We start from the raw sequence: 420 nt of genomic DNA on the forward strand, positions 1-420 counted from the left end.
CTGCCGACGGGCGCGATCCTGACCTGGTGCCAGCGGAACGGCCGGCTGGTGTAGCCGCTGGTCGCCACGAGCACCTGGTCGGCCTCGACGGTGCCGCGCGGCGTGACCAGCCGATGCTTCGTGCCACCCAGCCTGTCGATCTGCTCGACCGGTGCCTGCTCGTGGATGGTGACACCGAGCCGCGCGGCCGCCTCGGCAAGCCCCTTCTGCTCGACCGGTGCCTGCTCGTGGATGGTGACACCGAGCCGCGCGGCCGCCTCGGCAAGCCCCTGGGTGAACTTGCCGACGTGCAACCCGGCGCTCCTGGCCTCGACCATCGCGCCGTGGTACGAGTCGGAGCCGATCTCGGTATGGAGTTCGCTCTGGGGAACCAGGCGGGTCTCGAGCCCGAGACGGCCGGACATGATCTCGTGGGTCTTG

1 protein-coding gene is annotated in these 420 nt (G+C 70.5%); it reads right to left on the reverse strand.

All coding sequences use genetic code 11. The annotated features are described in order from the left end of the window. Window positions 1-404, reverse strand: a 404-nt coding sequence (locus IO24_RS0140190) for an NAD(P)/FAD-dependent oxidoreductase (protein ID WP_208861342.1), incomplete at its 3' end; no start/stop codon positions are given. Window positions 405-420 lie beyond the last annotated feature (16 nt).

This window comes from Streptomyces flavovariabilis, assembly GCF_000725785.1.
GTDB classification, from domain to species: Bacteria; Actinomycetota; Actinomycetes; order Streptomycetales; family Streptomycetaceae; genus Streptomyces; species Streptomyces hawaiiensis.